At 69.3% G+C, this 26,807-nt stretch carries 23 protein-coding genes; 13 read left to right on the top strand and 10 right to left on the bottom strand.

All coding sequences use genetic code 11. The annotated features are described in order from the left end of the window. The first annotated feature begins 46 nt into the window (after positions 1 to 46). On the top strand, positions 47 to 3,352 hold the full coding sequence (locus EJP69_RS07705; protein ID WP_126469243.1) for an efflux RND transporter permease subunit: 3,306 nt from the start codon (positions 47 to 49) through the stop codon (positions 3,350 to 3,352). 13 nt (positions 3,353 to 3,365) lie between these two features. Further along, positions 3,366 to 4,865, top strand: a complete 1,500-nt coding sequence (locus EJP69_RS07700; protein WP_126469242.1) for an efflux transporter outer membrane subunit — start codon at positions 3,366 to 3,368, stop codon at positions 4,863 to 4,865. A gap of 87 nt (positions 4,866 to 4,952) precedes the next feature. On the opposite strand, the gene EJP69_RS07695 is transcribed toward EJP69_RS07700, so the two are convergent. Further along, complete coding sequence (locus EJP69_RS07695) at positions 4,953 to 5,318, bottom strand: SPW repeat protein (RefSeq protein WP_093204929.1); 366 nt, start codon at positions 5,316 to 5,318, stop codon at positions 4,953 to 4,955. A gap of 146 nt (positions 5,319 to 5,464) precedes the next feature. Between EJP69_RS07695 and EJP69_RS07690 the strand changes: the two genes are divergently transcribed. The 5 genes from EJP69_RS07690 to EJP69_RS07670 all read left to right on the top strand — a co-directional run bounded on the left by EJP69_RS07690 (position 5,465) and on the right by EJP69_RS07670 (position 10,691). After that, positions 5,465 to 6,253 (top strand): alpha/beta hydrolase, encoded by a 789-nt coding sequence (locus EJP69_RS07690; RefSeq protein ID WP_126469241.1) that lies wholly within the window; start codon positions 5,465 to 5,467, stop codon positions 6,251 to 6,253. A gap of 82 nt (positions 6,254 to 6,335) precedes the next feature. Further along, a complete protein-coding gene (locus EJP69_RS07685) occupies positions 6,336 to 6,917 on the top strand; it encodes a TetR/AcrR family transcriptional regulator (protein WP_126469240.1) in 582 nt (193 codons plus the stop codon). Positions 6,918 to 6,965: 48 nt separating this feature from the next. Continuing rightward, the gene (locus tag EJP69_RS07680) at positions 6,966 to 9,236 is read left to right on the top strand and encodes a xanthine dehydrogenase family protein molybdopterin-binding subunit (RefSeq protein WP_126469239.1); all 2,271 of its coding nucleotides are present in this window, start codon (positions 6,966 to 6,968) and stop codon (positions 9,234 to 9,236) included. A gap of 37 nt (positions 9,237 to 9,273) precedes the next feature. Further along, the gene (locus EJP69_RS07675) at positions 9,274 to 9,735 is read left to right on the top strand and encodes a (2Fe-2S)-binding protein (protein WP_093204495.1); all 462 of its coding nucleotides are present in this window, start codon (positions 9,274 to 9,276) and stop codon (positions 9,733 to 9,735) included. Between the two features lie 260 nt (positions 9,736 to 9,995). After that, entirely contained in the window at positions 9,996 to 10,691 is a 696-nt protein-coding gene (locus tag EJP69_RS07670) for a GntR family transcriptional regulator (protein WP_177227980.1), read from the top strand. Between the two features lie 12 nt (positions 10,692 to 10,703). On the opposite strand, the gene EJP69_RS07665 is transcribed toward EJP69_RS07670, so the two are convergent. Continuing rightward, positions 10,704 to 11,570, bottom strand: coding sequence for a MurR/RpiR family transcriptional regulator (locus EJP69_RS07665; protein WP_093204500.1), 867 nt, complete (start codon positions 11,568 to 11,570; stop codon positions 10,704 to 10,706). A 180-nt stretch (positions 11,571 to 11,750) separates the two neighbouring features. On the opposite strand from EJP69_RS07665, the gene EJP69_RS07660 reads away from it, so the two are divergent. The 3 genes from EJP69_RS07660 to EJP69_RS07650 are packed head-to-tail and all read left to right on the top strand — an operon-like array spanning position 11,751 to position 14,735. Continuing rightward, positions 11,751 to 13,097, top strand: coding sequence for an aspartate aminotransferase family protein (locus EJP69_RS07660; RefSeq protein ID WP_093204502.1), 1,347 nt, complete (start codon positions 11,751 to 11,753; stop codon positions 13,095 to 13,097). Positions 13,098 to 13,152: 55 nt separating this feature from the next. Further along, complete coding sequence (locus EJP69_RS07655; RefSeq protein ID WP_126469238.1) at positions 13,153 to 14,064, top strand: amino acid ABC transporter substrate-binding protein; 912 nt, start codon at positions 13,153 to 13,155, stop codon at positions 14,062 to 14,064. A 17-nt stretch (positions 14,065 to 14,081) separates the two neighbouring features. After that, positions 14,082 to 14,735: an aspartate/glutamate racemase family protein gene (locus EJP69_RS07650; RefSeq protein ID WP_126469237.1), complete on the top strand. Its 654-nt coding sequence runs from the start codon at positions 14,082 to 14,084 to the stop codon at positions 14,733 to 14,735. Here EJP69_RS07650 and EJP69_RS07645 read toward each other — a convergent pair. Continuing rightward, entirely contained in the window at positions 14,727 to 15,608 is an 882-nt protein-coding gene (locus tag EJP69_RS07645; protein ID WP_093204511.1) for a hypothetical protein, read from the bottom strand. The genes EJP69_RS07650 and EJP69_RS07645 overlap by 9 nt on opposite strands. A gap of 149 nt (positions 15,609 to 15,757) precedes the next feature. Here EJP69_RS07645 and EJP69_RS07640 point away from each other — a divergent pair, with 149 nt between their 5' ends. Next, entirely contained in the window at positions 15,758 to 16,585 is an 828-nt protein-coding gene (locus EJP69_RS07640) for an undecaprenyl-diphosphate phosphatase (protein WP_126469236.1), read from the top strand. A 15-nt stretch (positions 16,586 to 16,600) separates the two neighbouring features. Here the strand turns inward: EJP69_RS07640 and EJP69_RS07635 are convergent, their stop codons facing one another. Then, positions 16,601 to 17,428 (bottom strand): IclR family transcriptional regulator, encoded by an 828-nt coding sequence (locus tag EJP69_RS07635; protein ID WP_126469235.1) that lies wholly within the window; start codon positions 17,426 to 17,428, stop codon positions 16,601 to 16,603. A gap of 124 nt (positions 17,429 to 17,552) precedes the next feature. Here EJP69_RS07635 and EJP69_RS07630 point away from each other — a divergent pair, with 124 nt between their 5' ends. Both EJP69_RS07630 and EJP69_RS07625 read left to right on the top strand, forming a co-directional pair. Further along, positions 17,553 to 18,527 carry a Bug family tripartite tricarboxylate transporter substrate binding protein gene (locus tag EJP69_RS07630; protein WP_093204517.1) on the top strand — a complete coding sequence of 325 codons (975 nt, stop codon included), beginning with the start codon at positions 17,553 to 17,555 and terminating at the stop codon, positions 18,525 to 18,527. An 11-nt stretch (positions 18,528 to 18,538) separates the two neighbouring features. Continuing rightward, entirely contained in the window at positions 18,539 to 20,887 is a 2,349-nt protein-coding gene (locus EJP69_RS07625; RefSeq protein ID WP_126469234.1) for a cytochrome P450/oxidoreductase, read from the top strand. A gap of 4 nt (positions 20,888 to 20,891) precedes the next feature. Here the strand turns inward: EJP69_RS07625 and EJP69_RS07620 are convergent, their stop codons facing one another. The 6 genes from EJP69_RS07620 to EJP69_RS07595 all read right to left on the bottom strand — a co-directional run bounded on the left by EJP69_RS07620 (position 20,892) and on the right by EJP69_RS07595 (position 26,745). Next, on the bottom strand, positions 20,892 to 22,628 hold the full coding sequence (locus EJP69_RS07620) for a sensor histidine kinase (RefSeq protein ID WP_240652060.1): 1,737 nt from the start codon (positions 22,626 to 22,628) through the stop codon (positions 20,892 to 20,894). An 80-nt stretch (positions 22,629 to 22,708) separates the two neighbouring features. Further along, a complete protein-coding gene (locus EJP69_RS07615; RefSeq protein WP_126469232.1) occupies positions 22,709 to 23,425 on the bottom strand; it encodes a response regulator transcription factor in 717 nt (238 codons plus the stop codon). Between the two features lie 71 nt (positions 23,426 to 23,496). Then, positions 23,497 to 24,093 (bottom strand): GNAT family N-acetyltransferase, encoded by a 597-nt coding sequence (locus EJP69_RS07610; RefSeq protein ID WP_126469231.1) that lies wholly within the window; start codon positions 24,091 to 24,093, stop codon positions 23,497 to 23,499. 62 nt (positions 24,094 to 24,155) lie between these two features. Further along, positions 24,156 to 24,959 carry an SDR family NAD(P)-dependent oxidoreductase gene (locus EJP69_RS07605; RefSeq protein ID WP_126469230.1) on the bottom strand — a complete coding sequence of 268 codons (804 nt, stop codon included), beginning with the start codon at positions 24,957 to 24,959 and terminating at the stop codon, positions 24,156 to 24,158. A gap of 104 nt (positions 24,960 to 25,063) precedes the next feature. Continuing rightward, positions 25,064 to 25,444, bottom strand: coding sequence for a YciI family protein (locus tag EJP69_RS07600; RefSeq protein WP_126469229.1), 381 nt, complete (start codon positions 25,442 to 25,444; stop codon positions 25,064 to 25,066). Positions 25,445 to 25,491: 47 nt separating this feature from the next. Beyond that, positions 25,492 to 26,745 (bottom strand): RNA polymerase sigma factor, encoded by a 1,254-nt coding sequence (locus EJP69_RS07595; protein ID WP_126469228.1) that lies wholly within the window; start codon positions 26,743 to 26,745, stop codon positions 25,492 to 25,494. Positions 26,746 to 26,807 lie beyond the last annotated feature (62 nt).

Genomic DNA, 26,807 nt, shown 5'->3' with positions numbered 1-26,807 from the left:
TCCGCCCTCCGCAAGGAGAGCAAACGAAGCAAGTGGAGCAACAGCAATGAACCTGTCGCTCCCCTTCGTCCGCCGCCCCATAGGCACAGTCCTGCTAACCATCGGAGTAGCACTGGCCGGCATAGCCGCATTCTTCGTCCTGCCAGTCTCCCCCCTACCGCAGGTCGACTACCCAGTCATCTCGGTAAGAGCCTCCATCCCCGGAGCCAGCCCCGAAACGATGGCCACCAGCGTAGCCACCCCGCTGGAGCGCCACCTGGGAACAATCGCCGGCGTCAACGAAATGACGTCCACCAGCTCGGTAGGCTCCGCCCGGGTCACCCTGCAGTTCGACCTCAGCCGCAACATCGACGGCGCGGCAAGAGAAGTGCAGGCCGCCATCAATGCGAGCCGCGTCGACCTGCCCGCCACGCTGAGAAGCAACCCGACCTACCGCAAGGCCAACCCGGCGGCTTCGCCGGTCATCATCCTGGCCCTCACGTCTAAGACGAAGACGCCGGGCCAGATCTACGACGCCGTCTCGAACATCGTCAGCCAGCGCCTGTCGCAGGTGGACGGCGTGGGCGACGTGGAGATCGGCGGGGGCTCGCTGCCGGCCGTGCGCATCGAGCTGTTGCCGTTCGCGCTCAGCCGCTACGGCATCAGCACCGACGACGTGCGCGCCGCCATCCAGGCCTCGAACGCCAACCGCCCGAAGGGGCTGGTGCAGGGCGACGGACGCAAGCTGCAGATCTATACGCAGACGCCGGCCCTGCGTGCGAGCGACTACGCGCCGATGGTGATCGCCTGGCGCAACGGCGCGGCGGTGCGGCTGCAGGACGTGGCGGAGGTGCTCGACGGCGTGGAGGACACGCGCACGCTGGGCCTGTTCAACGGCGAGCCGGCGATCATCGTGCTGATCACGCGGCAGCCCTCGGCCAACATCATCGAGACCGTGGACAGCGTGCGCGCGCTGCTGCCCGAGCTGCAGGCGCAGCTGCCGCCTGACGTGACGCTGCAGGTGGCGTCTGACAGCACCAACTCCATCCGCGGCTCGCTGCGGGAGGTGGAGCTCACGCTGGTCATTTCCGTCATCCTGGTGGTGCTGGTGGTCAGCCTGTTCCTGCGCAGCGTGCGCGCGACCATCGTGCCCGCGGTGGCGACGGTGGCCGCGCTGCTGGGCACCTTCGGGGTGATGTACCTGCTGGGCTTCAGCCTCAACAACCTGAGCCTGATGGCGCTCACGGTGGCCACCGGCTTCGTGGTGGACGACGCCATCGTGGTGCTGGAGAACACCAGCCGGCACATCGAGTCGGGCATGACGCGCATGAAGGCGGCGCTGCTGGGCGCGAAGGAAGTGGGCTTCACCGTGCTGTCGATCAGCGTGTCGCTGGTGGCGGTGTTCATTCCGCTGCTGTTCATGGGCGGGCAGGTGGGGCGGCTGTTCCGCGAGTTCGCGGTGACGCTGTCGGCGGCGGTGCTGATCTCGCTGGTCATCTCGCTGACCACCACGCCCATGATGTGCGCCTGGATGCTCAAGCCCGGCGGCGAGCGAGACAAGAACAAGCCGCAGGGCCCTGTATCCCGAGTATTGGGCCGTATCGCCGCGCGCAGCTACGACTGGGTGCTCAAGCGCTACGAGCACAGCCTCGACTGGGCGCTCGACAGCAAGGCGCTGGTGATGATCATCCTGGTGGCGGTGGTCGGGCTCAACGTGTATCTGTTCAGCGCCGTGCCCAAGGGCTTCTTCCCGCAGCAGGACAGCGGTCAGCTCAACGGCGGGCTGCGCGCCGACCAGAGCATCTCGTCGCAGGCGCTGGCCGAGAAGCTGCGGCAGGTGGTCGACATCATCCGCAAGGACGAGGCGGTCGATACCGTGGTGGGCTTCACCGGCGCGGGCCGGGCGGGGGGCGGCTTCATGTTCGTCAACCTGAAGCCGGCCAGCCAGCGCAAGGACAGCGGCCTGGCCGTGATCGCGCGGCTGCGACCCCAGCTCAACCAGGTGACCGGCCTGCGCGTGTTCCTGGGCACGGTGCAGGACGTGCGCTCGGGCGGGCGTTCGAGCAACTCCACCTACCAGTACACGCTCAAGAGCGACAGCCTCGCCGACCTGCGCACCTGGGCGGTGAAGCTGGCCGACGAGCTGAAGATGCAGCCAGTGCTGACCGACATCGACACCGACCAGGACCAGAACGGCGTGGAGACGGTGGCCAAGGTCGACCCCGACAGCGCGCGCCGGCTCGGCCTGACTTCCACGGCCATCGACAACGCGCTGTACAACGCCTTCGGCCAGCGGCAGGTGGCGACCATCTACACCGAGCTGAACCAGTACCACGTGGTGATGGAATGGGCGCCGCGCTACACGCGCGGGCCGAACGCGCTGAGCGACGTGTACGTGCCGGCCACCAAGACATCGGTGGTGGCGGGGCAGACCGTGACCACGCAGGTGGCGGCGAGCACGACGACGGGTTCCTCCTCGTCGTCTTCCTCCTCGTCATCGTCTTCTTCGTCGTCCAGCACGGCCAGCAGCAGCTCCGTGCCGGTGTCGGCCAACCCGGCGCTGCGCAATGCCTCGTCGGGCAACGTGCTGAGCAACACGGCCACCGCGCTCGTGCCGCTGTCGGCGGTCGCGAAGTTCGAGGAGCAGTCGGTCGCCACCTCGGTGAGCCACGAAGACGGCGAGCTGGCCACCACCATCTCGTTCAACCTCGCCGAAGGCGCCAACCTGGGCGACGCGCGCGAGGCCATCGCCAAGGCCGAGGCCAACATCGCCATGCCCACCAACGTGCGCGGCTCCTTCGCAGGCACCGCGCTGAGCGCGCAGCAGTCGCAGGGCCAGCAGGCGATGCTGATCCTGGCGGCGCTGATCGTGATCTACATCGTGCTGGGCATCCTGTACGAGAGCCTGGTGCACCCGATCACCGTGCTGTCGACGCTGCCCTCGGCCGGCGTGGGCGCGGTGCTGGCGCTGCTGATGTTCCGCATGGAGTTTTCCATCATCGCGCTGATCGGCGTGTTCCTGCTGATTGGCATCGTGAAGAAGAATGCCATCCTGATCATCGACTTCGCGCTCGAAGCCGAGCGCTCGCGCGGGCTCACGCCGCTCGAAGCCGTGCGCGAGGCCTGCCTGCTGCGCTTCCGCCCGATCCTGATGACCACGCTGGCGGCCGCGCTGGGCGCGCTGCCGCTGGCCATCGGCTTCGGCGAGGGCGCCGAGCTGCGCCGGCCGCTGGGCGTGGCCATCATCGGCGGGCTGATCGCGAGCCAGCTGCTGACGCTGCTGACGACGCCGGTGGTCTACCTGCTGCTCGACAAGCTGCGCCGTCGCGGCAAGCATGAGCACGAGCTGAGCAAAGTCGCGCCGCAAGCCTGAGAACCACATCGCCATGAACGCATCGTTTTCCTTTTCCTCCTTTCGCGCGAGCCGCTTTCCGCTCTCGGCGCTTGCCTTGGCTGCCGTGCTCGCGGGCTGCGCGGTCGGCCCGCGCTATGAGCAGCCGACCACCGCGGCGTCCGTCAACTGGAAGGAGCAGAAGGCGGCCGAAGGCTGGCTGCCCGCCGCGCCGGCCGATGCGCTCGACCGCGGCGAGTGGTGGAAGCTGTTCGGCGACGCCAAGCTCGATGAGCTGGCCGGCCGCGTGCAGGTGTCGAACCAGAACATCGCCGCGGCGGTGGCCAACTACTCGCAGGCCCAGGCGCTGGTGCGCGGCGAGCGGGCGGCGCTGTTCCCGTCGGTGTCGCTCGACGGCAGCGGCAAGCGCTCGGGCACCGTGGGCGGCAGCAGCACGTCGAGCCCGACCAACGCCTTCTCGGCCACCCTCGGCGCCAGCTGGACGCCGGACGTGTGGGGCCGCCTGCGCGAAGCCGTGAGCAGCGCGCAGGCGAACGCCCAGGCGAGCGAGGCCGACCTGGCCGCCGCGCGACTGTCGGCCATCGGCGACCTGGCCACCAACTACTTCTCGCTGCGCGAGGCCGACGCCGAGATCGTGCTGCTCGACGAAACCATCCAGGGCTACCAGCGGGCCTTCGAGATCACGAGCAACCGCTATGCGGCGGGCATTGCCGCGCAGACCGACGTGCTGCAGGCGCAGACGCAGCTCGTCAACGCCAAGGCCGAGCGCGTGGGCCTGCAGCGCACCCGCGCCGCCTACGAGCATGCGATTGCCGCGCTGCTGGGCGTGGCTCCGGCCGACTTCAGCCTGCCGGCCGCGCAATGGACTCCCACGGTGCCCGGCGTGCCGCTGGGCGTGCCTTCGACGCTGCTGCAGCGCCGGCCCGACATCGCCGCCGCCGAGCGCTCGGTGGCCGCAGCCAATGCGCAGATCGGCATTGCGCGCGCGGCCTACTTCCCGAACATCAGCCTCACGGCTTCGGTGGGCAGCAACGCCAGCCGCGTGAAGGACCTGTTCAGTTCCGCCAACTCGCTGTGGTCGCTGGGCTTCTCGGTGGCGCAGGTGGTGTTCGACGCGGGCGCCATCGCCGCTAACGTCGACTCGGCCAAGGCGGCCTACGAGTCGAGCGTGGCGCGCTACCGCCAGACCGTGCTCACGGCCTTCCAGGCGGTGGAAGACCAGCTCACCGCGAGCGCGACGCTGGCCGAGCAGGAGGGCTTTCGCCGGGAGGCATCGGCCGCGGCCGACAAGACCGAGCAGCAGCTGCTGAACCGCTACCGCGCCGCGCAGGTGAGCTACACCGACGTGGTCACCGCGCAGGCCGCCGCGCTGAGTGCGCGGCGCACGCTGGTGCAGCTGCAGGTCAGCCGCCAGACCACGGCCATCGCGCTGATCCAGGCGATGGGCGGGGGCTGGCAGGCGGAGTGGATGGGCGGCGGCAACGCCGGCGCGGAGCCGGCAGCACCTCGACCCGCCGCTCCCCGCACGCAGTGAGCGGCTGATCGAAGTAGAGGCCCGGCATCGGCGCGAGCGCCTTGCCGGACCTGGCCGCGCTATCGGCAGCGCGTGCCGGTTGTCAGGTCAGTGCGCCGGGCGGTCGATGGTGTGGCCCAGGTAGTCCTTGTCGGTCACGAGCACCCACAGCGCAAGCACCAGGATCACCGCGGCGACCAGCACCGCATTGACCATTGCCGTTTCATTGCTGCGGAAGCCGAGTACCCAGGGCGACACCGCGAGCCAGGCCGCCAGCCCGACCTCGGTCCATTCTTCCCACTGTCGTGGCACGAAGGTCGCACCCAGCGCCACCGCGCCGAGCACTATGCCGGTCGCCACCATCGTCCACATGGCGGGTGTCATGCCCGAAAAGCCCAGAACCCAGGGCGAGACGATCAGCCAGGCGCCGGCTACGGCGTTGACGGGGTCTTGCCAATGCTTCACTTGCTTCATGGTCATAGCCTCCTGTCGCGACAAGTCGCCGCGACAGCGGTTGGACTTCGGGTTCCGTGGAAGGGTTCCGTGGGGGAGGGCGGGGCTCCCGGCGGCGGCGCGGGCTTAGCATCCGGTCTCGACGTCACCCTCCCGGGAGATCTCCTATGCGCTCATGCAGGTACTGGATCGCGGGTTTCCTGATCGCACTGGTCGTGCAGGCCCATGCGCAGACGACGCAGAAGGTGGTCGACATCCCCACCCGGCCCGGCGTGACGCAGCGGATGCTCGTGCTGTCGCCGCCGGAAGCGAGGGCCGCGGTGGTGCTGCTCGCGGGCGGGCACGGCGGGCTGCAGATCTTTCCCAACGGCTCGTTCAACTGGGGCGCCGGGAATTTCCTCGTTCGCACGCGGCAGCTGTTCGCGGACCGGGGGCTGATGGTCGCGGTGGTCGATGCACCGTCCGACCGGCAGAGCCCGCCCTTCCTGAGCGGCTTTCGCCAGAGGCCGGAGCACGCGGCCGACATCAAGGCGGTCATTGCTTGGATGCGCGAGCAATCGAAGGTGCCCGTGTGGCTTGTGGGCACCAGCCGGGGCACGCAGTCCGCGGCCTACGTCGCCACGGAGCTGGCGGGCCCTGAAGGGCCGGACGGCATCGTCCTGAGCTCGACCATCCTCACCGACAACAGGGGGCGGCCCGTTCCGGCGATGCCGCTGGAGAAGATCCGCGTTCCCGTTCTCGTCGTGCATCACGAGCAGGATGGCTGCGCGCTCTGCGCCTTCTCCAACGTGCCAGCCCTCATGGAGAAGCTCGGCAACTCGCCGAGGAAGGAACTGCTGAGCTTCAAGGGCGGGGAGAGCCGGGGCGATCCGTGCGAGGCCATGGCGTATCACGGCTTCAACGGGCTCGAAGGCGAAGTCGTTGCGCAGATCGCCGCCTGGATTCTTGCCAGGTAGGCCGCTTGAAGCCGCTTGCACGCCGCCGGAAGGCGTTTCTATAATTGAGTATGTACTCAATCAATAAAGGCTGCCGCTAGCCATGGCCAGACCCCGGAGCGAAGACAAGCGCAACGCGATCCTCGACGCGGCCATCGCCGAGTTTGCTGTTCGCGGTGCATGGAGCACGCCCACCTCGGCCGTCTCGCGCGCCGCGGGCGTGGCCGAGGGCACGCTGTTCACCTACTTCGCGAGCAAGGAAGTGCTGGTCAACGAGCTCTACCGCCAGCTGAAGACCGAGCTGGCCGAAGTCATGCTCGCCGACTGGCCCGAGGAGGCCGACCCCAAGACCAAGTACCGCCACGTCTGGGACCGTTATGTGTACTGGGGCGTCGACAACCCGGAGAAATTCAAGGTGATGTCGCAGCTCAAGGTGTCCGACCAGGTGAGCGACGAAAGCCGCGCGGCCGGCATGGCGCCGTTCCTGCGGCTCGAGGTGCTCTCGACGGATTGCATCAAAAAGAAGCTGATCCGCGACCAGCCGCTGCCATTCCTCGGCGCGATGTTCGGCGCGATGGCCGAGACCAGCATGGCCTTCGTCGCGCAGGCAAGCGGCAAGAAGGCCGGTGCCGCCTATTGCGAGGCCGGCTTCGAGACTTTCTGGCGCGGCATCGCCGAAAGCTGACCCGGCGCGCCGGAGCTAAAAAAGATTTCCCCACGAAAGAACCACGTCATGCCCAAGCTCAAACGCCGTCATTTCGTTCTCGGCACGGTAGGGGCCGTCGGCGCCCTCGTCGTCGGCTGGTCGGCCACGCCGGCCGCCCCGCGGCTCGTGCCTGCCCAGCCGTTGCCTACCGCCCCGGGGCAGGTCGCGCTCAACGGCTGGGTCAAGGTGGGCAGCGACAACACGGTCACGCTGATGATGTCGCAGTCGGAAATGGGGCAGGGCACGCACACCGGCCTGTCGATGCTGCTGGCCGAGGAGATGGGCGCCTCGCTCGAGCAGATCCGCCACGAGACGGCCGGCTCCGACGCCATCTACAACAACCAGGCGGCGATCCTCGACGCGCTGCCTTTCCGGCCCGGCGACGAGGGCGCGATGAAGCGCTCCACGCAGCACGTGGTGGGCAAGCTGCTGCGCGCGATCCCGGGGCTTTCGGGCACGGGCGGTTCCTCGAGCATCACCGACCAGTGGATGCCGCTGCGCGAGGCGGGCGCATCGGCGCGCGTCATGCTGGTGGGGGCCGCGGCCGCGCTGTGGCAGGTGCCGGCGGCCGAGTGCCGCGCCGAGGCGGGGCGCGTGCTGCACCAGGCGAGCGGCAGGAGCGCCAGCTTCGGCGAACTGGCCCCGAAGGCCGCGCAGCAGCCGCTGCCGGCGCAGGTGGCGCTGAAGAAGGCGGCCGACTTCAAGCTCATCGGCCAGCCCGCGCGGCGTGTCGACGGCGCGGCCAAGCTCGACGGCTCCGCCATCTTCGGCCTCGACGTGTTGCCGCCGGGCCTGCTGTACGCGAGCATCGCGATGTGCCCGACCACCGGAGGCTGCGTCGCGAGCTTCGACGCAACCGCCGCGCAGAAGCTGCCCGGCGTGCGCAAGGTGATGGCGCTCGATCCGGTCGGCGCCACCCTCATCGGCACCGGCGCCACGCCGGGCGGCGTGGCCGTGATCGCCGATACGCCGTACCACGCGATGCGCGCGGTGAAGGCGCTCCAGATCGAATGGGACCACGGCCCGGCCGCCAGTCTTTCGAGCGCAGAAATGGTCGAGCGCCTGTCGCAGACGCTGCGCGCCAAGCCCGGCAACGCCCGGCTCGACGACGGCGACGTGGCCGCGGCACTCCGCTCGGCGGCGAAGACCATCGAGGCCGAGTACCGCGTGCCCTTCCTGGCCCACGCCACCATGGAGCCGATGAATTGCACCGTGCAATTCAAGGACGGCGCGGCGACTGTCTGGGCGCCGACGCAGGCGCCGGGCTTCACGCGCGGCGCGGTGGCCAAGGCGCTGGGCATCGATACCGCCAAGGTCGACCTGCACGTGACCTACCTCGGCGGCGGCTTCGGCCGGCGCTACAGCACCGACTTCGTCACGCAGGCCGCCACGCTGGCGCGCGAGACCGGGGGCGCGCCGGTGCAGCTCTTCTGGTCGCGCGAGGAAGACATGGCGCACGACTTCTACCGGCCGGCCTACGTCGCGCGCTGCAGGGCGGGCTTCGACGCCGCCGGCGCGCTGGTCGCCTGGCAGACCACCACGGCCGGCTCGAGCATGGGCGCGCCCTCGCTCATGGACACCGCCACCGACGGCGCCTGGAACACGGCCTACGCCTTTCCCAATGCGCGCGTGGCCCACGAGCCGGTGGAGTCGGCCATGCCCACGGGCGTGTGGCGCTCGGTCGCGCATTCGCAGAACGCCTTCTTCGTGGAAAGCTTCATCGACGAATGCGCGGCCGCCGCCGACAAGGACCCGGTGGCCTTCCGCGCCGCGCTGCTATCGAAAGACGAGCGCCACATGCGCGTGCTGAAACGCGTGGCCGAGCTGTCCGGCTGGGGCCAGCCGCCCGCGGCAGGGCCCGACGGGGCGAAGCGGGCGCGAGGCCTCGCGATCCATCGTTCCTTCGGCAGCATCGTCGCCCAGGTGGCCGAGGTGTCTGTATCGCCCGAGAAGCAGCTGCGCGTGCACCGCGTGGTCTGCGTCATCGACTGCGGCGTGGCCGTCAACCCGAACCTGGTCCGCCAGCAGATGGAAGGCGCCATCGTCTACGGCCTCTCGGCCGCGCTGCACGGCGAGATCACGGTCGAGAAGGGCCAGGTGCAGCAGAGCAACTTCCACGACTACATGCCGCTGCGCATGAACGAGTGCCCCGTCATCGAGGTCGACATCGTCGCCGGCAGCGAGGAGCCCGGCGGCGTGGGCGAGCCCGGCACGCCGCCCATCGCGCCGGCGGTGGCCAATGCCGTCTTCGCGCTCACCGGCCAGCGCCTGCGCAGCCTGCCGCTGCGGCTTGTCTGATTCCCGACATTCGTACCTTTTACGCAAGAGAGACGCCATGACCACCACGATCACCGTCAACGGCAAGACCACCACCGTCGATGCCGAGCCCGACACGCCCCTGCTGTGGGTGCTGCGCGGCGAAATGAAGCTCGTCGGCACCAAGTTCGGCTGCGGCAAGGCCCTGTGCGGCGCCTGCACCGTGCACCTCGACGGCGAGGCGGTGCGCTCCTGCGTCACGCCGGTCGAGGCGGTGGGGGCCCGCGAGGTCACCACCATCGAGGGGCTGAAGGGCAAGGAAGCCGACGCGCTGCGCCAGGCCTGGGCCGAGGTCGACGTGGTGCAGTGCGGCTACTGCCAGAGCGGCCAGCTGATGTCGGCCTGCGCGCTGCTCAGGAAGACGCCGAAGCCCAGCGACGAGGACGTCTCCAGCGCCATGAGCGGCAACATCTGCCGCTGCGGGACCTACCCGCGGATCCGGGCCGCGATCCATCTCGCGGCCGGGTCGGTGGCTGGCTGACGGCAGGGCCTTCTGCAGGGCCCGGGAGGGGCCCGAAAGCCGGAAAGGGGCGGGCTAACGCTTTCGGCTACATGTATGTTTACAAAAATTAAGAAAATTTCCGTAATCATCGAAAAAGTCGCGAAATAAAATTTTTACGGAAACAGGGGATATGAAGCTTTTGTACGCCGCCGTACCATCCGCGCGGCCCGCTTCCGGCCGCCCCCAGTTCCCGATTTTCGATGACTCCCCCAGACCCTTCCCGGACACGAGCGTTGACCGTGGCCGAAACGCTGCGCGACCGAATCTTCGACGGCGAGATCGCGCCCGGCTCCCACTTGATGGAGATCACGCTGGCCAATGAGCTCGGCGTGTCGCGCACGCCCGTGCGCGGCGCCATGGCGCGGCTGGCCGACGAGGGGTTGCTGGTCTACCTGCCCAACAAGGGCTTCCAGGTGCGTCGTTTCAACGCCAAGGACGTCTTCGACGCCTTCAGCGTGCGCGCCACCCTGGAAGGCATGTGCTGCCGCCTGATCAGCGAGCGCGGCCTGGACGGCACGGCCCTGTCGCAGCTGACAGCCATGCTCGACGAGCAGCACGAACTCCTGCACCACACCGGGGAGTGGAGCGAAGGCCGGGCGGCGCGGTGGCAGGACCTGAACCTGGCCTTCCACCGCAAGCTGCTGGCCCTGGCGGACAACCGCTGGCTGACCGAGGCGGTGCAGCGGGCCAGCCAGCTGCCGCTCATCTTCGACAGCAAGCTGCGGCCCCACAACCGCGATGCCTCGATGCTGCTGCACAGGCACGAGCAGGCCCTGCAGGCGCTGGCGGAGCACTGCCGCATCGTCGAGTCGCTGGGCCGGCAGGAAGCCTCCGAATCCGAAGCCTTCATGCGCGACCACATCAACACCAGGCGCGACATGCTGGTGCTCTACCTGAACCAGAAGAACCCCACCCGCACCCGGGCGCTGGTCTGACCCGATCGCTTCCTATCCGCCGCGCACCGCCGGCGCCGTGAGGTAGGCCCCCGACTCGAACAGCTGCGCCTCGGCCTGGTCGATGCGGCGGATCACCGGCTTGCCCGCGCGGCTGGCCAGCAGCTCGACCAGCGCTTCCGTCACCGCCACCCCGGCGGCGACCGAGGGGAAGAACGAGGGGCTGTGGATCGTGAACAGCAGCGTCTCGTCCGCCAGCAGCGACAGCGGCGAAGCCTCGCTGTCGGTGATGGCGACGATGCGGCAGCCCGCCGCCTTGGCTGCCTGCGTCACCTGCAGCGCCTCGCGGGAGTAGGGCGCGAAGCTCGCCACCACCAGCGCATCGCCCTTGGCGAAGGCGCGCTGCTGCATTTCCAGCGAACCGCCCTGGCCGTCGACCAGGTGCACGCTGGAGCGGAAGAGCCGGTACACGTAGACGAAGGAAAAGGCGATCGGAAAGCAGGCCCGGAAGCCGGCGGCGTGCACGGCCGGCGCCTTCTCGATCAGCGCGCAGGCCTTCTGCAGCGCCTGTCCGCTCTGCTGGTGCGTGGCCTCGAGATTGCGGCGCTGCACCTCGAACATCTCGCCGGTCAGCGTCTGGTCGCTCGCCCGGCCGACGAGCTGCTTGGCGCGCCCGCCATAGGTCTCGGAGCCCAGCCCCATGTCGGCGGCGAAGGCCTCCTTGAGCTGCGGCCAGCCCTCGAAGCCCATGTGCTGCGCGAAACGCACGAGGGTGGCGGGCGTGCTCTGCGAGCGCGTGCCCACGTTGCGCATCGAGCCCGTGACCACCTCGTTGGGGTGGTCGAGCACGTAGCGCGCCACCTGCTGCAGGGCAGGGCTCAGTTCGTTGAAACGCTGGCGGATCTGTTCCTTCGCGCCCATGGTCGTGTCTCTCTTCGTCTGTCGTTGGAACAAATGTACCGGAGGCGGCCCGCCGCAGTTGTTGCCGTAACAGTTGACGGAACAAATGTTCCAAACAATAATTCAATGGAAACGTTAGTTCCATCCCGCATTCAACAGAACCCGACCCAACCCAACCCGAGCCCCGGATCGCCAGCCGCCATGACGCACGTCTTCCACCGCCACCTCCGCCAGACCCCGCCCGTCGCCGTGAGCTCCCACGGCATGTTCATCCGCGACGCCGAGGGCCGCGAATACCTCGACGCCTCGGGCGGTGCGGCCGTGTCGTCGCTGGGCCACGCGCATCCTGAGGTGATGGCCGCCATGCACGCCCAGATCGACAAGCTGGCCTACGCCCACACCAGCTTCTTCACGAGCGAAGTGGCAGAGCAGCTGGCCGACGAGCTGATCGGCTCCGCCCCCGAGGGCATGAGCCATGTCTATCTGGTGAGCGGCGGCTCCGAGGCGGTGGAATCGGCGCTGAAGATGGCGCGGCAGTACTTCGTGGAAATCGGCCAGCCGCAGCGCACCCACTTCATCGCGCGTCGCCAGAGCTACCACGGCAACACGCTGGGCGCGCTCGCGGTTGGCGGCAACGCCTGGCGGCGCGAACCCTTCGCGCCCATCCTCGTGCCCGCCACGCACGTATCGCCCTGCTACCCGTACCGCGAGCAGCGCGTCGACGAGAGCGCGGAGCAGTACGGCCTGCGACTGGCGGCCGAGCTGGAAGCGGCCATCCTCGCGCAGGGCGCCGACCGCGTGATCGCCTTCGTGGCCGAGACCGTCGGCGGCGCCACCGCCGGCGTGCTCACGCCGGTGCCGGGCTACTTCAAGGCCGTGCGCGCGGTGTGCGACAAGTACGGCGTGCTGCTGATCCTCGACGAGGTGATGTGCGGCATGGGCCGCACTGGCTCGCTGCACGCCTGCGAGCAGGAGGGCGTGGTGCCCGACCTCATGACCGTCGCCAAGGGCCTGGGCGGCGGCTACCAGCCGGTGGGCGCGGTGCTGGCGCAGCGCCGCATCGTCGAGGCGATGTCCAAGGGCAGCGGCTTCTTCCAGCATGGCCACACCTATCTCGGCCACCCCATGGCCTGCGCCGCCGCGCTCGCGGTGCAGCAGGTGATCCGCCGCGACGGGCTGGTCGCCAAGGTGCGGGAAGACGGCATCGCCTTCGGCGCGATGCTGGCCGAGGCGCTGGGCGCGCATCCGCACGTGGGTGACATCCGCGGCCGAGGCTTCTTCTGGGGCATCGAGCTGGTGGCCGATCGCGCGAGCAAGACGCCGTTCGATCCGGCGCTGAAGGTCAACGCCACCGTCAAGAAGGACGCCATGTCGCGCGGCCTGCTGTGCTACCCCTTCGGCGGCACGGTCGACGGCCGCCAGGGCGACCACGTGCTGCTGGCGCCGCCCTTCATCGCCACGCGGCAGGACCTGCAGGAGATCGCCGCACGCCTCGCGGCCTCCATCGACGCGGTCACGCGCGCGGCAGCGACCGCAGCGGCGCGCTGAGCGCTACCACTTTCCCGTTCGTTTTTTCTTCAACCATCGTTCCGAGGAGCGTTCCATGCCCAAGCTTCGTCCGCTGTTTCCCTTCGTCGCTGCGCTCGCGGCAGTCTTCACCGCCCTCGTGCCGCTCACGGCCGCGCAGGCCCAGGAAAACGACACGCTCGCCAAGATCAAGGCCAGCGGCTCCATCACCTTCGGCTACCGTGAATCGTCCTTCGGCTTTTCGTACCTCGACGGCAACCTCAAGCCCGTGGGCTACAGCATCGAGATCTGCAACCGCATCGTCGAGGCGGTGAAGAGCGAACTGAAGATCCCGGCCATCGAGATCAAGTACCAGGCCGTCACCTCGGCCAACCGCATTCCGCTGGTGCAGAACGGCACGGTCGACATCGAGTGCGGCTCCACCACCAACCTCGTCGAGCGGCAGAAGCTGGTGGCGTTCTCGCCGGACATCTTCCGCTACAACGTGCGCATGCTGGTGAAGGCCGATTCGGGCATCAAGAGCATTGCCGACCTGCAGGGCAAGACGGTGGCCACCACCAGCGGCACCACCTCGTTCCGCCTGCTGCGCGAGGCCGACCGCGGCCGCAACCTGGAGGTGAACAGCCTCGCGGGCAAGGACCACAGCGATTCCTTCCTGCTGGTGGAAAGCGGCCGCGCCCAGGCCTTCGTGCTCGACGACATCCTGCTGGCCGGCCAGATCGCGAACGCGCGCAACCCCAAGGACTTCATCATCACCGGCGAGAGCCTGCGCACCGAGAACCAGTCGCTGATGTTCCGCAAGGACGACCCGGCCTTCAAGGCGCTGGTCGACCGCGTGGTCTCGGGCATGATGAAGTCGGGCGAGATGGAGAAGCTCTATGCCAAGTGGTTCATGTCGCCGATCCCGCCCAAGGGTATCAACATCAACTACCCGCTGAATGCCGAGACGAAGGACGCCTTCGCGAATCCTTCCTCCAAGGGCATCTGAACTCTTGCCTTGAATCCATGACCCGCATTGCCCTGATCCACGCGCTCTCGCATTCCGTCGCGCCCATCAACGAAGCCTTCGCGCGCGACTGGCCTGCGGCCGTGCGCATGAACCTGCTCGACGACAGCCTCTCGGCCGACCTGGCGCGCAACGGCAAGGGGCTCGACGACGTCATGCACGAGCGCTTCCAGCGTCTCGCGCAGTACGCGGTCGACACGGGTGCGCAGGGCATCCTCTTCACCTGCTCGGCCTTCGGGCCGTGCATCGAGGCGGTGGCGCGGCGGCATGCGGGCATTCCGGTGCTCAAGCCGAACGAGGCCATGATCGACGAAGCAGTGCAGGGGCAGGGCAGGCTGGGCCTGATCGCCACCTTCGCGCCCACGCTGGCATCGATGCCGCCGGAGTTTCCTTCGAACGTCGCGCTCGAAACCGCGCTGGCCGAAGGCGCGCTCGACGCGCTGAACGCAGGCGATACCCAGCGGCACGGCGCGCTGATCGCCGCGCAGGCCGTCGCGCTGCGTGAACGCGGCTGCACGCGCATCGCGCTGGCGCAATTCAGCATGGCGCGGGCACGCGAGGCCTGCGAGGCCGCCAGCGGCCTGCCGGTGCTCACCACGGTCGACAGCGCGGTGCGTGCGCTGCGCCGGCGCACCGGGGCTGGCTCAGCGTAGGCGCGAGCCTTCGATCACCGAGAACAGCGCCGTCATCGCGATCTGGGCCGCGTCGCTGCGCCCCAGATTGCGGACCAGGCCGGTCTCGCGGTCGGTCGCTTCCAGCCCCTGCGACAGGCGCCGGTAGATGTCCGCCGAGGGCATGCACGCCGAAGTGCCCAGCGCGTCGCAGTACGTGTCGGCGAGCACGCCCGCGAGCTGCTCGCTCTGCTCGTTCGAGAGCTTCATCGGATCGCCCGCGAACACGACGGCGATGCAGTGCATCAGGTAGGCCTGCGTCTCGAGCGAGAACGACTGCTGCCGCACGTAGCACTCCATGGCTGCCCAGAAGAGCGGCTCGGAGGTGCGGCGCCAGCTCTCGAGCACCTTGCGCGCCTTGGCCACCAGGTCGGCATGCGTGTCGCCGGGCTCGGTGGGCCGCAGCGCCAGCCCCTGCAGGGTGAGCGCGGCCTCGGAGCCGGCTGCGCCGAGGATGAAGCTCCAGAACTTCCAGCGGGCGTACCACTTCTTGTCGTGCGCGGGGTCCAGCGGCTCGAGCAGCCAGAAATCGATGCTCTGCACGGCGTCGCCGCGCTGCTCGGCCACGTGGCCGTCGCCCAGGTCCAGCGTTGCCATGCCCGACTGCATGCGGTCGGCCGCGATGTGCCCCTGCGCGACGATGCCCGCGCTGGAGCCCGCGCGGTCGATGTCGAGCAGCCGCTGCATCAGCTGCTGCAGTTCGTGGGCCGATGCGCCCGTGGCCTCGACCACGCGCCGCATCGAGGCGCGCTGCTCGCGTTCGAGGTCCTGGGCGTTCTTGCGGCGGTCCTCGCCGTGGTCGTCGAAAGTCGACGCGTGTTCTTCCAGCCTGTCGCCGCGCGTGAACGTTCGCATTACCGATAACTCCTTCGGGCATCTCTGACACACCCTGAGACGTCACTGTGTGTCAATGGATGGGGCCTGAACATCACCGAAACAGGGGATGCTGAGCCGAGGCTGACCTGTCCCCTCGTGATAATGACTGCACTTGAAAAGGAGTACGCGTGGATATTGTTTTGCTGGCCAAGGCCGCCGTCATGGGCATCGTCGAGGGTCTCACCGAATTTCTCCCCATCTCTTCGACCGGCCACCTGATCCTTGCGGGCTCCCTGCTCGGCGGCTTCGGCGACAACCGGGGCAAGGTCTTCGAGATCGCCATCCAGACCGGCGCGATCTTCGCGGTGATCCTGGTCTACTGGCAGAAGATCCGATCCACCGTTGTGGCGCTGCCGCGACAGCCGAAGGCGCAGCGCCTGGCGCTCAACATCTTCATCGGCTTCCTGCCCGCCGTAGTGCTGGGCCTGCTGTTCGGCAAGGTCATCAAGGAGCACCTGTTCATTCCGACCGTGGTGGCCAGCACCTTCATCATCGGCGGCTTCATCATCCTCTGGGCCGAGAAGCGCCCGCCCGGATCGGTGCGCGTCGAGCATGTCGACGACATGACGCCGTGGGACGCGCTCAAGGTCGGCCTGGTGCAGTGCTTCGCGATGATCCCGGGCACCAGCCGCAGCGGCTCGACCATCATCGGCGGCATGCTGCTGGGCCTCTCGCGCCAGGCGGCGACCGACTTCTCGTTCTTCCTCGCCATTCCGACGCTGATCGGCGCGGGTCTCTACAGCATCTACAAGGAGCGCGCGGCGCTGTCGATGGCCGACGTGCCGCTGTTCGCGGTGGGTCTGGTGTTCTCGTTCATCAGCGCCTGGCTGTGCGTGCGCTGGCTGCTGAAGTACATCAGCAGCCACAGCTTCATTCCCTTCGCCTGGTACCGCATCGCCTTCGGCATTCTTGTGCTGGCCACTGCCTGGACCGGCACGGTGGTCTGGGCCGACTGATCCGGCCCTGAAACTTCAGTCCGTCGAGTCCGCGGCGCCCAGCAGGGTGCTCGCGGCCTTCGCTTCCCGCCGCACGGCCGCCGCAATGGGGCCGTCGATGGCCGGATCGAAGCCGCCGGTGGCACCCAGCGCGGTGATCACGGCGCAGACCCTCCCCGCATAGTCGTAGACCGGCGCCGCCACGGCGCTGATGCCGCGCAGGTAGGTGTCTTTCACGCTCGCGCAGCGCGCCTGCCGCACCTCGCGGCGCAGCTGGCCGATCGGGTCCTTCGGGTCGAGCTGCGCGCGCATCTCCGGCGTGGCCTCGCCCAGCTCCTGCTCGGCCAGCGCGAGCACGCGCGATTCGTCGAGCAGGCCCAGGAAGGCGCGGCCGGTGGCCGACCACAGCATCGACATCACCGAGCCGGCGCGCACGTTCACCGTGACCGGCAGGCCCGGCTCCTCGAAGCGCACGATGGTCGGGCCCTTGTTTCCCATCACCGCCACGAAGCAGGTCACCTCCAGCGATTCGCGCAGGCGGATCAGGCAGGGCTCGGCCGCGCGGATCGGGTCGGCCTGCCGCATGGCGGCCAGGCCGATCTGGATCGCCTCCGTGCCCAGGTAGTAGTGCTGCGAGGCGGCGTCCTGCAGCACGAGGCCCGCTTCCATCAGGCTGGCGAGGTAGCGGTGCACCTTCGCCGGGCTCTCCACGACGTGCGCCGACAGCGCGGTCAGGCTGCTGCGCCCGCCCAGGTGCGCCAGCCCCTTGAGCACCGACATGCCGGTTTCGGCGGACTGCACCCGCTGGCGGCGCTCGCGTGCAGGGGAGGAGAGGGAGGGATCGGATTCCGGGGGCTGCTTCATGACGGCTGGATGTTAGGTGCTCGGTCGACGTGGCTCGATGTGGCCGGGTAAACCCGCGATCCATGAATTACGCAATGCGTATGATAATTACGCAATACACAAAATCCAGTACGGAGACTCCCTCATGAAGAAGCAATTCGTCCGCTGCCTCGCGGCTCTTTCGCTGGCTGCCGTCGCCGCCGGCGCCGGCGCCCAGCAGGCCTTTCCGGCCAAGCCGATCCGCTGGATCGTTCCCTACGCGGCCGGCGGCGGCTCCGATTTCCTGGCGCGCACGGTCGCGCAGACGCTGTCCACCCAGGTCGCGCAGCCGGTGCTGGTGGACAACAAGCCCGGCGGCAACACCGCGCTGGCCGCCGCCGAGACCGCACGCGCGCCGGCCGACGGCTACACGGTGCTGTCGGCCGACAACGGCACGCTGGTGTTCAACCCCGCGCTCTACAAGTCGCTGAGCTACAGCCCCACCAAGGACCTCGCGCCCGTCACGCTGATGGGCAAGTTCCCGATGATCCTGGTGGTCGGCGCCAACTCGGGCTTCAACTCGGCCAAGGACTTCATCGCCCAGGCCCGCGCCAAGCCGGGCGGCATCAACTACGCCTCGGCCGGCGCCGGCAGCCCGCACCACCTGGCGATGGAGCTGCTGAAGGTGGAGGCCAAGCTCTTCATGGTCCACGTGCCGTATCGCGGCGCGGCGCCCGCGCTGGCCGACGTGGTCGGCGGGCAGCTGCCGGCCATGATGGTCGACCTGGCCGCCGGCTCCGGCTTCATCAAGGGTGGCAAGGTGAAGGCCCTGGCGGTCGCCAACCCGACCCGCCTGCCGCAGCTGCCCGACGTGCCCACCTTCGCCGAGCTCGGCTACAGGAACGTCGAGGCCGCCGCATTGGTCGGCGTGGTGGTGCCCTCGGCCACGCCCGCCGACGTGGTGAACACGCTCAACCGCCAGCTCGTGGCCGCCATCAACGAGCCCTCGGTGCGCACGCGCATGGTCGACTTCGGCGTGGAGCCGGTGGGCAACACGCCCGCGCAGTACGCCGCGCTGCTCAAGAGCGAGACCGAGCGCTGGCACAAGCTGATCCGCGACCTGAAGATCACCCTCGACTGAACCTGCCCGCCATGTCCGATACCGCCACGTCCCCACGTACCTCCGGCTGTCCCGTCGCGCACGGCCCGCTGTCTTCCGAGCGCACACCCACCGGCTGCCCCGTGAGCCAGCGCGCCGCCGGCTTCGATCCCTTCGAGGACGGCTACCAGCAGGATCCGCCCGAGTACGTGCGCTGGGCGCGCGAGCAGGAGCCCATCTTCTTCAGCCCGAAGCTGGGCTACTGGGTGCTCACGCGCTACGAGGACATCAAGGCGGTGTTCCGCGACAACATCACCTTCAGCCCGTCGATCGCGCTGGAGAAGATCACGCCCACCGGCGAGGAAGCCAACGCGGTGCTGGCCTCGTACGGCTTCGCGCTCAACCGCACGCTGGTGAACGAGGACGAGCCCGCCCACATGCCGCGCCGCCGCGCGCTGATGGACCCCTTCACGCCCGAGGCGCTGAAGCACCACGAGCCCATGGTGCGCGAGTTGGCGCGCGAGTACGTCGACCGCTTCATCGACGACGGCCGCGCCGACCTCGTCGACCAGATGCTGTGGGAGATCCCGCTCACCGTGGCGCTGCACTTCCTCGGCGTGCCCGAGGAAGACATGGACACGCTGCGCAAGTACTCCATCGCGCACACCGTCAATACCTGGGGCCGCCCCAGGCCCGAGGAGCAGGTGGCGGTGGCGCACGCGGTCGGCAACTTCTGGCAGTACGCCGGCAAGGTGCTCGACAAGATGCGGCAGGACCCTGACGCGCCCGGCTGGATGCAGTACGGCATCCGCAAGCAGATGCAGCACCCCGAGGTCGTGACCGACTCGTACCTGCACTCGATGATGATGGCCGGCATCGTCGCCGCCCACGAGACCACCGCCAACGCCACGGCCAACGCGGTGAAGCTGCTGCTGCAGCACCCGCAGGTGTGGCGCGAGCTGTGCGAGGACCCCGGGCTCATTCCCAACGCGGTGGAGGAGTGCCTGCGCCACAACGGCTCGGTGGCCGCGTGGCGCCGCATGGTCACGAAAGACACGCAGGTCGGCGGCGTCGACCTGCCGGCCGGCTCGCGCCTGCTGATCGTCACCTCGTCGGCCAACCACGACGAAGGGCATTTCTCCGATGCCGACCTGTTCGACATCCGCCGCGACAACGCCAGCGACCATCTGACTTTCGGCTACGGCTCGCACCAGTGCATGGGCAAGAACCTGGCGCGCATGGAGATGCAGATCTTCCTGGAGGAGTTCACGCGCCGGCTGCCGCACATGCGCCTTTCCGAGCAGCGCTTCACCTACGTGCCGAACACCTCGTTCCGCGGGCCCGAGCACCTGTGGGCGGAATGGGACCCGGCGACGAACCCCGAGCGCGCGAACCCGGGCCTGCGCGACGTGCGCGTGCCGGTGCGCATCGGCGAGCCCTCGGCGCAATCCATCGCGCGGCCGGTGGTGGTGCAGGGCGTGACGCCGGTGGCCGACGGCATCGTCAGGCTGCGCTTGGCGTCGCCTGATGGCAAGCCGCTGCCGCGCTGGACTGCCGGCGCGCACATCGACGTGGAATGCGGAACGCCGGAGCTGTCGCGCCAGTACTCGCTGTGCGGCGACCCCGACGACACGGGCGCGTTCGAAGTCGCCGTGCTCCACGAGCCGGACGGACGCGGTGGCTCCGCGTGGGTGCACGCGAACGTGAAGGAGGGCGACCGGCTGCGCATCCGCGGCCCGCGCAACCACTTCAGGCTCGACGAGTCGCTGAAGAAGGCGATCTTCATCGCCGGCGGCATCGGCATCACGCCGGTGAGCGCGATGGCGAGGCGCGCCAAGGCGCTGGGCATGGACTACGAGCTGCACTACAGCGGCCGGAGCCGCGCGAGCATGGCCTTCGTCGACGAGCTGGCCGCGCTGCATGGCGAGCGCCTGCACGTGCATGCCGCCGACGAAGGCCGGCGCAACGACCTGCGGGCGCTGCTCGCGCAACCGGTGCAAGGCGCGCAGGTCTACGCCTGCGGCCCGCTGCGCATGCTCGAGGCGCTGGAAGACTGCTGCGCCGCCTGGCCCGAGGGTGCGCTGCGCGTGGAGCATTTCGAATCCACGCTGGCCACGCTCGATCCGTCGAAGGAACACGCCTTCGAGGTGGAGCTGAAGGATTCGGGCCTCGTTCTCACCGTGCCGCCCGACCAGACCCTGCTGACCGCGCTGCGCGCCGCGAACGTCGACGTGCAGAGCGATTGCGAAGAAGGCCTGTGCGGCTCCTGCGAGGTGCGCGTGCTCTCCGGCAAGGTCGATCACCGCGACGTGGTGCTCACTCGGGTGGAGCGCGAGGCCAACACCAAGATGATGTCCTGCTGCTCGCGCGCCTGCGAGGGGCGGTTGGTGCTGGAACTCTGAAGTCTCAGCCGGCGAGCGGCATGCGCAGCGCCACCCGGGTCTCGCCGGGGCGCGACTGCAGGTGCAGCTCGGCGCCCAGGCGGCGGGCCCGCGTGCGCAGGCTGCGCAATCCCGCGCCGGCAGTCTGGTCCTCGACCGCGAAGCCGCGCCCGTCGTCGCGCACGCTGAGCTGAAGCTCGGCGCCCGCGCGCGCCACCGTCACGTCCACGCGCCGGCTCGAGCTGTGCTTGAGCACGTTGGTCAGCGCCTCCTGCAGGAAGCGCATCAGGTCCAGGCTCTGCGAGGGCGGCAGCTCCAGGGTTTCGATGCCAGACACCTGCCAGCGGCAGTCGATGCCGTTGGCATCGAGCAGCTCCGAGCTGCGATGGCGCAATGGCACCAGCAGTTCGCCTAGCGCGCGGGCGCCGTCGTCGCGGCCGGTGGCGTCGATGATCAGCCGCAGGTCGTCGCGCAGGCGCTTGAGCATGGCGAGCAGCTCGGGCGCGCTGAGGTTCTCGGGCTTGCGCTCCAGCGTCGCGATGCTGCCCACCAGCATGCCGCCCAGGCCGTCGTGCAGGTCGCTCACCAGGTTCACGCGCTCGCCGATGCGCGCGTGCGCGAGTTCCAGCGCATGCTGCTGCGCAAGCGTGGCCGCCAGCTCGGCCTTGGCCGCATTCACTTCCTCGATCAGCTCGGTGTTGAAGTTCTCGATGCGCCGCAGGCTCTGCGCGAAGCGCGCGGCCTGCGTCAGCGCCATGCCCAGCAGCAGCACGTACGACGACATGTTGGTGTAGTAGATGTTGCTGTCGATCACCTGCGTGAACACCAGCAGGTCGTGCGCGCCCGTCACCGCCGAGATCGCCATGAAGGGCGCGATGGAGCGCACCGAGCTGCCGCGATGGCGCCAGCCGTACACGAGGGCGCAGCTGTTCACCACGATGACCGTGAGGCCGCCCACCAGCGTCCAGATGGCTCGGTGCACCGCCAGCGATGGTTCGGGCGCCAGCCACAGGTCGAGCACGCCGGCCAGCGCCACCAGCGCGGCCGCGCCTTCGAGCCGGGGCAGGCGGCGTCCGCAGTAGCGCAGCACGAACAGCAGGTAAGACACGCTGAACACCAGCAGCAGCGAGGTGTTGAGCGCCTGCCAGTGGTGGTTGGAGCCGAACGGCCAGGGGCTGGTCGCGATCTGGTTGTAGGCGAACAACAGCCACAGCACCGACATCACGGCGAACCAGCCGTAGGCCGTCTCGCGCCGGCGCAGCCACCACCAGGCCGCGAAGAAGGCCGAGACCGCCGCGCTGACCGCGAGGCCCAGCACCTGCAGGTCGCGCCGCACCAGCCGTTCGCGTTCGAAACGCGACTGAATCGCCGCCGGCTCGCCGATCTCGACCGGCCCCAGCCCCGCCTGGTAGGGCGCCAGCCCCGACACGCGCACCAGCAGCGTGTTGGTGCCGGGTTTGAGCAGCGGCGGCGCCAGCAGCCAGTAGCGCGGCGTGTTCCAGGCGCGCGTGAGCGGCTCGACCAGGCTTTCGTCGCGCGAGATCGTCGTGCCGTTGAGCGAGACCTCGCCGGCCATGTTCAGGTAGTTCAGCAGCAGGCCGGCTTCATGCACCTGTTCGGGCTGCTCCCACGTGAGGCGATACCAGACCACGCCGTCGAAGCCGGGCCAGCGCGTGGCCCAGCTGTCGGGCAGGGTGACGGGCGTCCAGCCCTCGGCGGGCGGGGCTGTGTCGTTCCAGCCGGCGCCGCGCACGGCCTCCACGCGCAGTTCGGGCGCGGCCGTCGCGGTTGCCCGTGCGAGGGCCGGGCAGGCCGCGAGAAGAAGCAGAACGATCGCGCCGGTCAGCGCAGCAAGCCATGCCTTCGCGCTTCGAAGACGGCTTCGGTGCGCGAGCTGACGGCGAGCTTGCGGTAGATGTTCTTGGTGTGGCATTCCACGGTCAGTCTGGAGATCGAGAGCGACTCGGCCATGTCGCGGTTGCTCAGCCCCTGCGACACGAGCTCGAGTATCTTGCGCTCGCGGCGCGTCAGCGCGGCCGGTGCGTCGGCCGCCGCCGCGTCGCCTGCCGGCGGCGCGGGCGCGTCGGCCGGCGGCTGGTGCGTGGCCAGCCAGCCGAGGATGTGGCGCGCGATGCTCGGGTCGATGGGCGCGCCGCCCTGTTCGATGCTGCGCAGCGCGATGCCCAGCTCGATGTCGTCGCGCTCCTTCAGCAGGTAGCCGATGGCACCGGCGCGCAGCGCCGCGAAGATGATCTCCTCGGTACGCCAGGCCGAGATCACCACCGCCGGGATGGCCGGCCGGTTCGCCTGCAGCCAGCCGATGAGCTCCACCCCGCTGCCGTCGGGCAGGCCGATGTCCACCAGCACCACGCCGTAGTCGTGCCCGTCGAGCAGCTGCCGGGCGCCGGCGACGCTGTCGGTCACCGCGATGCGGCTCTCGTCGCAGCCGAGCGACGACAGCACGCGGCGCAGGCGCTCCTGCATGGCCGGCTCGTCCTCGACGATCAGCGTGGGGCTCAGTGAAACGGGTTCGGCGTCTTCGACGGGGAGAGAGGACATGCGGCGGATTCTTCGGCCAGGCTGACGCGGCGAGTGGAGCGTATCTACTTATTTTCCCGTTTTGCTGCCAACTACTGCCGCGCCGGCCTGCACATGATCAGGTAGGCCGAATTCGTGACCGGCTCCAGGTGCTCCGCCGCGCCCCTGAAGCCCAGCCGCTCGTAGAAGGCCACGCTGCGCGGCGTGAAGGTCTCCAGGAAGCAGGGCACGCCCGCCGCGTCGGCCTCGGCCAGCGTGGGCGCCAGCAGCCGCGCGCCCAGTCCGCGCCCCTGCGCGGCCGGCGAGATGCCGAGGATCGACAGGTACCAGGCTTCGGGCGGCACCACGGCCGGCGAGCGCGCAGCCATGAAATCGACGATGCGGCGGTAGTTGTCGTGGCCGCGCGGGCCCAGTGCGCCGGCGAGGTATTCGCCCTTCGCCGCCGACTCGGCCGCGTCGACCGCATCGGCGCGAGGCAGCAGCCAGGCGGCAGCGCCGAGCCGGGCATCCCCGGCCGTGAGGTAGCGGCCGGTGCGCGATGCCTCGCCCAGCGAGTAGGCGAAGTAGTCGGCGAGCACCGCCTTGCGCGCCGGCATGTCGTGCTCGAAATCGACGGAGATCGCCAGGTAGAACGGATCGACGATCAGGGCGTCGGCCAGCGCGGGCGCTGACGGGAAGTCGGGCTGCATGCGGAATCGGCAAGGTTCGGGAGTGACCCGGGCGATTCTAGGGAGCCCGCTCGAGCACGGCCTTAGTCCAGCGTGATGCCCCCGCTCAGGTTGAGCACTGCGCCGGTCATCGCGGCGGCGCCCGCGGAGGCTGCGAACAACGCGGCAGCCGCCATCTGGTCCAGAGAAGGCAGCCGCTCCACCAGCAGGCCGGGCGGCTTGGCCGCGAGCATCTGCTCGACCGTGAGCCCCATGCTCTCCGCAGCCGGCCGGAAAACCTCGCGGGCGTGCGAGCCGGCCGTCACCGCCTCCGGAATGGCGTGCGAGCGGATGCACACGGTGCGGATGTTGAAGGCCGCCAGCTCGCCCGCCATGTGGCGCGAGAGCGCCTCCACGCCTGCGCAGGCCACCGCGTGGCCCAGGTAGCCCGGGCCCGGCAGGCGCGAGGCGGGCGTCGACACCGAAAGAATCACGCCGCCGCCGCGCTTCGCCATGTGCGGTGCCACGGCCTTGGCCGTGAGGAAGCAGGCGCGGGTGTAGGCCTGCACCGGAAGAAAGAAGTCTTCCAGCGCCAGCGCCGCGAGCGGCGTGCCCTGCACGTGCATGACGCCGATGGCGTTGAGCGCGATGTCGATGCCGCCGGCGCGCCCGGCAACTTCTGCGGCGTGGCGCAGCATGGCCTGCGCGTCGAGCGCATCGACCACGGCAGCCTCGGCACGCCCGCCCTCGGCCTCGATGGCCCGCGCCGCCGCGTCTAGCCTGGCGCGGTCGCGCCCCGTGATGAACACCCCGGCGCCCTCGCGCGCAAAGGCGCGGGCCACCGCGCCTCCGATGGCACCGCTGCCACCGTGAACCACCACGCACTTGTCCTTGAATGTCTGAGGCATCGTCTTTTCCTTGGTTTGTCGCCCGCGAAATGCGTGCGTTCCAGCCAAGGACGGGCAGCGGCGGCCCGATCCGACAACACCGGCGGATTTTTTTCTTTTTTCTTTCAGACCTGCGGAATGCGTGCCGGGATCACGCCCGGGTCGTACCAGGTGACCGGCCGGATCTCGAACACACCGCCCTCGAAGGCCAGCCGGTGCGCGGCATGCGTGGCTTCCTCCACCGACTCGCACTCCACGACGTAGATGCCCATGAGCTGCTCCTTCGTCTCGGCGAAGGGGCCGTCGGTGACCAGCGGATGCAGGTCGCCCGCGCGGCGCACCGTGCTGGCCACGTTCGGCATCAGCCGCAGCACGGTGCCGAGCTTGCCCTGTCCCTGGAGGTCCTCGCGCAGGTCGGTGTGGCGTTCGAGCATCTCCTCTTCGACGCCGGGCTCCCAGGCGGCCACCGTGGATTCGGAGCCGTAGATGAGGATGGAATAGAGCATGGTCTTCCTTTTCTTTCCGTGGTTCGTGGCGGGTGAGTCGAAGCGGGTCAGTTGGTCGTGCCGAGGCGATCGAGCATCGCGCGGATGTGCGCGGCCTCGGCGGCGGTGCGGGCCATGCCGAGGGCGCGCGCGAATGCGGCGCGGGCTTCGTCGGCGCGCTCCAGCTGCATCAGCAATGCGCCCTGCAGCCCGTGGAAGTGGAAGTAGCCGTCCAGCGCGCCCGCCAATGGCTCGGTCAGCGCCAGCGCGGTCTGCGGTCCGTGCAGCTTGTGCACCGCCACCGCGCGGTTCAACGTGACGACCGGCGAGGGCTGCAGGGTTTCGAGCGCGGCGTAGAGCCGGTCGATCTCGGCCCAGTCGGTGTCTTCGGCGCGCGCGGCCTGGGCATGGGTGGCGGCGATGGCGGCCTGCAGCTGGTAGGGGCCGGGCTTTCGCTGCCGCAGCGCGCCTTCGACCAGCGCCAGGCCTTCGTCTATGAGCGCGCGGTTCCAGCGCGCGCGGTCCTGGTCTTCCAGCAGCACGACCATGCCGCCGGTGCCGAGCCGCGCGTCGGCGCGCGCATGCTGCAGCAGGAGCAGGGCGAGCAGGCCCATCAGCTCGGGCTCGCCGGGGAACAGTTCGAGCAGCAGGCGCGCGAGCCGTATCGCCTCTTCGCACAGCGCGGCGCGCACATGCTCCTCGCCGCCGCTGGCCGAATAGCCTTCGTTGAAGAGCAGGTAGACGGTGGTGCACACGGCCGCCAGCCGCTCGTCGCGCTCGCGCCGGCCCGGCGTGTCGAAGGGAATGCCGGCCGTGGCCACGCGTTTCTTGGCGCGGGTGATGCGCTGCTCCATCGCGCTTTCGCCGACCAGGAAGGCCCGCGCGATCTCGCGCACCGACAGGCCCGAGACGATGCGCAGCGCCAGCGCGATCTGCTGCGTCAGCGGCAGCTCGGGATGGCAGCAGACGAAGAGCAGGCGCAGCACGTCGTCGCGGTAGTGCGCCTGGTCGAGCTGCTCGACGAGGGCGGCTTCGGTGTCGTCGAGGTCGGAGACGAGCGCATCGTCTTCGGGCAGCGGCTCGTGCTGGCCGCGCCGGCGCACTTCGTCGAGCGCCGCGTTGCGCCCCACGAAGATCAGCCAGGCCAGCGGGTCGCGCGGCGGGCCGCTCTCGGGCCAGTGGCGCAGGGCGCGCAGGCTGGCTTCCTGGAAGGCTTCCTCGGCCGTGTCGAGCTCGCGGAAGTAGCGCAGCAGCGCTGCCACGGCGCGCGGGCGCGAGGCGGTCAGCGTGGTGGCGATCCAGGCGGTGTCGGCGTCGGTCATGCGGTGCGCTTGTTTGTCCTTCGTTCCTGCTCACCCAAGGACGCACCAGTATGCGTCGCGCC

Source organism: Variovorax gossypii (assembly GCF_003965815.1).
Lineage (GTDB): Bacteria > Pseudomonadota > Gammaproteobacteria > Burkholderiales > Burkholderiaceae_C > Variovorax > Variovorax gossypii.
Note: the sequence above shows the minus strand (reverse complement) of the source record. Positions and strands in the feature narration are given on the sequence as shown.